The organism is Prosthecobacter sp., from assembly GCF_049294395.1.
Taxonomy (GTDB): domain Bacteria; phylum Verrucomicrobiota; class Verrucomicrobiia; order Verrucomicrobiales; family Verrucomicrobiaceae; genus Prosthecobacter.
In genome coordinates this window covers 1-7032 of record NZ_JBAQCR010000449.1, presented here as the reverse complement: position 1 = coordinate 7032, position 7032 = coordinate 1, and the positions used below count along the sequence as shown (strand labels likewise).

Here is a 7032-nt window from a genome sequence, read left to right as displayed (position 1 = left end):
CGCAGCATCCACCGCCGCCCAGCCCGGACTGGAAGCCGCGCTGAAGAAAGTGCAGGGCGAGCAGGCCGGCCTCGAAACCGCCATCAAGCCTGCCCGTGACGCCGATGCCGCTGCCGCCGCCAAGGTGAACGAGCAGAAGACCATCATCACCACCAAGGAGGCTGAAATCGCCGCCGCGGCCAAAGCCAAGGACGAAGCCATCGCCGCCGCCAAAAAAGCCGCCGAGGACATCGCCAAGCTCATCGAAGGCAAGAAGAAGAGCCTCGCAGAAGTGAATGCCAAGCTCGCTGCCCCTGAAAAAGCCGTGAAGGCCAAACAGGATGCCGTCGTTCCTAAAGACGCTGCCTTGGCTGCCGCCAAAAAAGCCCACGCTGACGCCACCGCTGATCTCGCCAATAAAGCGAAGACCGACAAAGACGCCGAAGCCGCCCTGGCTGCCGCGACTGCCACCCAGGCCGCTGCTGAGAAAGCCCTCGCTGACACCCGCGCCAAGCAGAAGCCCGTCACTGACGCCGTGGCTGCTGCCAAGAAAGAACTCGCTGCCAAAGCAGGCGATCCCGCTCTCACCGCCAAAGTTGCTGCAGCTGAAAAAGCAGCGGCTGACATCGCCAATGCCATCAAGGCCGCCGAAGGTGACGTCGGCGCGAAAAAGAATGCCAAAGCCGGTGCAGTGAAAGCTCATGATGTGGCACACGCCGCCAACAATCCGCAGAGCGTGAACAAAGCCTTGGCCGCGATCAAGACCGCCGAGCAGCAACTCGCCCAGGCCAAGAACGAACTCGCCGCCGCCGAGAAGCAGGCCGCCACACCCCGTGCACAGCGTGACGCCATCCAGAAGGAGATCGAAGCCCAAGGCAAGGCCCTCGCCGAAAAGCAGGCCGCACCGGCTGCGCTTGAGAAGGACTTCGCCGCCAAGATCGCCCCGCTCAATGCCGCCATCGCCGCCGCCAAGACCGCCCTGCCGCCGCTGGAGCAGGCCTACGCCGCCGCCCATGGCAAGCTGGACGCCGAGCAGAAGGTGCTCGACGCCAAGAAGGCCGAAGTCGCGAAGGCAAACGGTGAATTCGAAGGAGCCAAGAAGAAGAAAACCGACGCCGAGGCCACCATCGCCGCCGCCACCAAGGAAATCCCCGAGAAGGACAAGATCATCGCCGAAGCCAGCGCCGAACTCGCCAAGCTGCAGCCGCAGCTCGACCCGATGCGCACCAAGGTGAAGCAGATGAACGATCAGTACCTCACGATGCTGCCGAAGTGATCTTCAAGGCACCCGTGATTGGCAGACGGTGATGCGTTCTTGAGTGCGGCGTCGAAAGCGCCCGCGCTCATGCATGCGCGGCAGCATCTTGGACTGCGGTGACAAGCCTCGGCGCGGCACCGCTTTCGAAGGAGTGAAGAGAGTGCGCGGCCACAAGGGAACTCCCTCTCCCCGCCCCTGACTTACGACAACAACGGAACTTTCTCTTCGGGGAGAGGGCTGGGGTGAGGGGGCGGCACGCACCTTTCGATCAGGGTGGGATGCCCCTCACCCTACCTCCCCCCCAAGAACCTCTAGAGCATTGCCCCATCAGCGGCGGGGAGAGGGGATCCGCTTTGTGGCCACACGGTATTGTGTACCAAGAAGGCTATCGTATAAATTAAAGCGATATGACGAAAAACGGTGTCGCCGATGCAGGTTTGTGCCGTTCATCTCTGCCACCGCACTCCACGACGCTGTCGCGTTTTTCAGATGCTCCTTGTCTACTGGAGCGTGCCCCCAGCCACAAACAGCCATTTCACCATACAGATCTCGATAAAACATCTAGACATCCGGGACAGGTCGCTGCTACAGGCCATGCACTTATGAGCGTCTATCAGGTCACCCGTGAAGGTCAGAATCTTGGCTCCTTTGAAGCTTCGCAAATTAAGGAAGGCCTTCAAACCGGCCAGTTTCTACCCAGCGACTGGGGCTGGCGCGAAGGCATGTCCGGCTGGAAGGGGCTGACTGAAATTTTCGGCAGCTCACCCGCCCCCCAGCCCCGAGCCCTGGCATCCTCCTTCAGCTCTTTGGTCAGGAAATCCCCAGCCTCAAAGCCATCTGAAAGCCTCAACCCCTACGCCGCGCCTGCATCGGACAGGGTGATCTCGCGCAGCAGTGGAGAGCTGCCGTCTGACGTCATGCAGGAGCTGCAGAACACCCGGCCCTGGGTGCTGTTCATCGCCGTGGTGATGTGGATTGTCGGTGGAGGCTTTGTGTTGCTGATGCTGTTTGGTCTGTTGTTCGGCACCTCCACCTTGGGGAACTCCTTTGAAACTGGCGGTCTGGCCAAAATCTTCAGCTATCTCATCGCCATCGGGCTTGGCTACATCATCATCTATCCCACGCTGAAGCTGACACGGTATGCGTTGAACATTGCCCGGCTCACCAAGTCAGAGTCGTTCACCGATCTGGCAGCCGCACTCTCTGAGCAGCGTCGTTTCTGGCGGTTTCAGGGCATCGTGCTGCTCGCGAATCTGGGCTTTGGCCTTCTGATATTGATTTGGTCGCTGGCCGTGCGCTGAGGTCTTGGCCCCGGCCGTCCGCTCAAAACACCTCGCTACTTGGGCATGGTCACTGCTGGGAGACCGGCACACATGAGCGTCTATTTGGTCACCCGCGAGGGGCAGGAACTTGGTACCTTCAAAACCTCCAAGATCGAAAAAGGTCTGAAGAACGGCTTTTTTCGGTTGTCGGATCTGGTCTGGCGTGAAGCCTCCGGCTGGCAAGGCTTGTTTGAAATCGCGGGTTCAGCCAATACTGCAGCATCCCCTTCAGGCGTGAATCCTGATGGCTTCCATCCGCATGCCGCCCCCATGGCCGATGCCCGCGCAGCAGCCAGCATCGTGGTGCCGCCCACCCTCATAGAGGAACTCACCGAAACCAGGCCGTGGGTGCGATTCATCTCCATGACGATGGGAATCGGCTGCGCATTGATGATACCGGCCTGCCTTTTCATTGCTGTGGATGGAGCGCGTGCATTCAGTGCCACCTGCCTGCTCGCCCCCCTCCTGCTCCTCTACCCGGCAGTGAAGCTGAGCAATTATGCCTCACAAATCACCTTGCTGGCGAAGTCGCAGTCGCCCGCAGATCTGGCCATGGCGCTCACGGAGCAGCATCGCTTCTGGAGATTCTGCGGGATCATGCTGCTCTTTCTCGTGTTCCTGGGCCTCCTGCTTATCATCGCGAGCGTGTTTGTCACCCGGGTTCATTGAGCCACGCCACCTAGGGATCGCAGGGAAAACTTGAATTGCAGGAGGAAGGGAGGCATGGGAAAGCCGCGCCAACCATGAAGCCCTACTACATCACCACTGCCATCGATTACACCAACGCGCCGCCGCACATCGGCCACGCTTATGAAAAGGTGCTGGCGGACGTCATGGCCCGCTTTCAGCGGCTGAACGGGCGCGAGGTGTACTTCCTCACCGGCGTGGATCAGCACGGCCAGAAGGTGCAAAAGAGCGCCGACAAAGCCGGGCAGTCCCCGCAGGAATTTGTGGATGGTGTCACGCAGCATTTCACCGCGCTGTGGGACAAGCTGAACGTGCGCTACGACGGCTGGGCCGCCACCACGGACATCAAGCACAAGCGCGTGGTGCAGGCCATGCTGCAAAAGCTGCACGACTGCGGCCAGCTTTACAAAAAGAGCTACGGCGGCTTTTACTCCGTGCGTCAGGAGCAGTTCCTCACCGACAAAGAACGCGGCCCTGATGGCAACTTCGGCGAGGAGTGGGGCGAAGTGGTGGAACTACAGGAGGAAAACTGGTACTTCCGCCTCAGCGACCACGTGGAGTGGCTCAAGAACTACATCCGCGGCAATCCCGATTTCATCTACCCGCCACACCGTGCCAACGACGTGCTCAACTCCCTCGATGGCAACGCGCAGGACCTGTGCATCTCGCGCCCGCTGGAGCGCCTGAGCTGGGGCATTCCCCTGCCCTTTGACGAGAAATTCGTGAACTACGTGTGGTTTGACGCGCTGACGAATTACATCAGCTTCGCTGGCTATCTGGCCGATGAAGTGGGCAATGAAGGCCTGCCGCAGTTCGAGAAAATCTGGCCTGCCGATGCCGAGATCATCGGCAAGGACATCCTCGTGCCAGCGCATGCCGTTTACTGGCCCATCATGCTGCACGCGCTCGGTTTCCCCGATGATCAGATCCCCAAGCTCATCGTGCATGGCTGGTGGAATGTGAAGGGCTCGAAGATGAGCAAGAGCCTGGGCAACGTGATCGATCCGAACGTGCTCTCAAACACCTTCACGCCCGACGGCCTGCGCTACTACCTCATGCGCGACATCGCCACCGGCTACGATGCCGACTTCAGTGACGAGCGCATCTCCATGTCCTACAACAAGGAGCTGGCCGGTGGCCTGGGCAATCTGCTCAACCGCTCCATTAACATGGCGCAGAAGTATCGCAATGGCCTGCTCACACCCGGCAGTTACGATGACGAAATCAATCAAGCCCTGCGCCAGACCGTCGCCGAGGCCACGCCGCTCTACCTTGAAAAGATGAACGGCTGGGACATCCACGAAGGCATCGCCGCCGCGTGGAAGATCGTCACGCATGCGAATGCGTTTGTGGACAGCACCAAGCCCTTCTCCCTCGCCAAAGCCCCTGAGCAGGCCGCCCGCCTGGACAGCGTGCTATATCATCTGGCGGAGGCGCTCACGCACGTCAGCGTGCTGCTCAATCCCATCATGCCCACCGCCATGGCCACCGCCCGTGCCCAGATCGGCTGGACACTGCCGAACGGCTTCAAGGTCAGCGACCTCAAGTGGGGCCTGCTCCCCAGCGGCCACCAGCTCGGCGCGCCCGTACCGCTGTTTCCAAGGTTGGAGATTGCGGAAGAGAAGTGAGGAGGTGGCTTCCAACGAAGGGATGGTAGGGACGCGCTGTGTCGCGTCCGTAGAATCCTTCGTCCCAGAGCTTGCTGTTGCCACTGCACGCACCCCCTTTCCAACCGCTCCCGCCTCCGATCCGTGCTGTCCACTGCGATATGGACGGCGCTTCTTTTTAAGCGCCTGCACCGCGACAGACCCGAAATCACGGACCCGACGCAGCGGTTCCCTACCATCCCTGCCAACCTCACAGCGCTCCCTCCCATCTCCCCCTCTTTTTGCGCCTCTTTGCGGCCATCCACTCCCTCATTCCCCTTTCCCCCTTGCACCCCCCGTCCTTCTGGCTATGACCAGCGTAGCAACCTTGATGAAGAAAGCCCTCCTCGCCCTCGAAGACGGCCGAGTGTTTGAAGGCACGGCGTTCGGCGCCGATGCCACCCACACCGGCGAAATCTGCTTTAACACCTCCATGAGCGGATATCAGGAGGTCCTCACCGATCCCTCCTATCGCGGTCAGATCGTGACCATGACGTATCCCATGATCGGGAACTACGGCGTGAATCCGCTCGATACGGAAAGTGACCAGCCCCACGTGCGCGGTTTCGTCATCGAAGAACTCTGCGAGGTGCCCAGCAACTGGCGCAGCACCCAGAGCCTCGACTCCTACCTCAAGCAGTGGAACATCCCCGGCATCCAGGGCGTGGACACACGTGCTTTGACCGCCCACCTGCGCACCCGCGGCGCCATGCGCGCCGTCATCACCACCACCGCCACGGCGGAGGAAGCCGTGAAGCAGGCCGCCAGCAGCCCGCTCATGGAAGGCAGTGACTACGTCAAGGAAGTCACCACCAAGGCCCCCTACTTGTGGGACCCCGAAGGCACGGAAAGCGGCGACTGGGACATCCCCAGCCCCAGCCAGAATCGCGAGCCCGGTGCCGATGGCGTCGTGCGTCATCCCCTTCCTGAAGCCAAGCACCACATCGTGGCCTATGACTTCGGCGTGAAGCGCAACATCCTGCGCCGCCTGCGCCAGCATGGCTTCCGCGTGGACGTCGTCCCCGCCACCACCAGCGCCAAGGACGTGCTGGCCAAGAACCCCGACGGTGTCTTCCTTTCCAACGGCCCGGGAGATCCCGCCGCGCTCGACTACATTCACAAGGAAGTGAAGGAGCTCATCGGCAAGAAGCCCATCTTCGCCATCTGCCTCGGCCACCAGATTCTCGGCCACGCCTACGGCGGCAAGACCTTCAAGCTCAAGTTCGGCCATCGCGGCGGCAACCAGCCTGTGAAGGACCTGCGCAATGGCAAGGTGTCCATCACCAGCCAGAACCACGGCTTCGCCATCGATCCCTCCTCCCTGCCCGGCAACGTCGAGGTCACGCACATCAACCTCAACGACGGCACCGTCGAAGGTATGCGCCACCGCGAAGCCCCCGTCCTCAGCGTCCAATACCACCCCGAAGCCGCCCCCGGCCCGCATGACGCGAAGTACTTCTTCGCCGAATTCGCCCGGATGATCGAGACTGGAAGGTAAACCTCAAGCCGTCAAGGCAGGTACAAAAGTCATGCCGCAGCCATCGCGCTGCGGTATTTTTGTTGTCTCAATTCTCCTTCAGCCACTCGATCAAATACGGGGCTACATCCGCGTGATTCACCCCCGGCGCTCCGGGATAGACCCGTTCGCACTCCACGCGGAGGCTGCAGCACCGTTGCTGCAAACCCACGCCGAAGTTCGCGCTATGCACCGTGCTTTCCTGCGGCTGCCCCATGGCAGGAGGCGTGTTGTAGAAGAGATGCACCGGCGGATCATCGGCGGTCAGCAGCGCATAGGGCGAATACTCCGCGATCCACGGCAGGATCTTTTCCCGATTGACGAGAAACTCCGTGAACGGCGTGATCTTCGTTCCCGGCTCTCCTTTGAAGCCGAAGGCATGCGCACCGTAGTTGCAGTTGGGAATCCACGTCTGCATCTGCTGCGGATCCAGCGAAGTCTGCGCCCGCACCACGGCCACACACCACAGCCGCGTGGATTCACGCGTCACGGGATCCGCGCTACCAGCATCTGCCATGTCCTTTTGAAACGCCAGCCACAGCGCGCTGCACGAGCCCGCCGAACTGCCCGCCGAACTGCCCGCCGAACTGCCCGTCGAACTGCCCGTCGAACTGCCCGTCGAAC

4 protein-coding genes and 2 pseudogenes are annotated in these 7032 nt (G+C 61.1%); 5 read left to right on the top strand and 1 reads right to left on the bottom strand.

Annotated features, from left to right (window positions below; genetic code table 11):
• The 5 genes and pseudogenes from WAW39_RS30650 to carA all read left to right on the top strand — a co-directional run.
• Positions 1-1255: pseudogene (locus WAW39_RS30650) on the top strand (hypothetical protein); the annotation flags it as partial.
• Between the two features lie 584 nt (positions 1256-1839).
• Positions 1840-2538, top strand: a complete 699-nt coding sequence (locus WAW39_RS30645) for a hypothetical protein (RefSeq protein WP_422323650.1) — start codon at positions 1840-1842, stop codon at positions 2536-2538.
• A gap of 72 nt (positions 2539-2610) precedes the next feature.
• Positions 2611-3228, top strand: coding sequence for a hypothetical protein (locus tag WAW39_RS30640; protein WP_422323648.1), 618 nt, complete (start codon positions 2611-2613; stop codon positions 3226-3228).
• A 74-nt stretch (positions 3229-3302) separates the two neighbouring features.
• Complete coding sequence (gene metG / locus WAW39_RS30635; RefSeq protein ID WP_422323646.1) at positions 3303-4874, top strand: methionine--tRNA ligase; 1572 nt, start codon at positions 3303-3305, stop codon at positions 4872-4874.
• A 349-nt stretch (positions 4875-5223) separates the two neighbouring features.
• A complete protein-coding gene (carA, locus tag WAW39_RS30630; RefSeq protein WP_422323644.1) occupies positions 5224-6390 on the top strand; it encodes a glutamine-hydrolyzing carbamoyl-phosphate synthase small subunit in 1167 nt (388 codons plus the stop codon).
• A 67-nt stretch (positions 6391-6457) separates the two neighbouring features.
• On the opposite strand, the pseudogene WAW39_RS30625 reads toward carA, so the two are convergent.
• Positions 6458-7032 (bottom strand): annotated as a pseudogene (locus tag WAW39_RS30625) (alpha/beta hydrolase); the annotation flags it as partial.

What these genes read in the sequence shown, in the direction of transcription:
- WAW39_RS30645 (WP_422323650.1), top strand. Translation starts at nt 1,840, where the DNA reads ATGAGCGTCTATCAGGTCACCCGTGAAGGTCAGAATCTTGGCTCCTTT.
- WAW39_RS30640 (WP_422323648.1), top strand. Translation starts at nt 2,611, where the DNA reads ATGAGCGTCTATTTGGTCACCCGCGAGGGGCAGGAACTTGGTACCTTC.
- metG (WP_422323646.1), top strand. Translation starts at nt 3,303, where the DNA reads ATGAAGCCCTACTACATCACCACTGCCATCGATTACACCAACGCGCCG.
- carA (WP_422323644.1), top strand. Translation starts at nt 5,224, where the DNA reads ATGAAGAAAGCCCTCCTCGCCCTCGAAGACGGCCGAGTGTTTGAAGGC.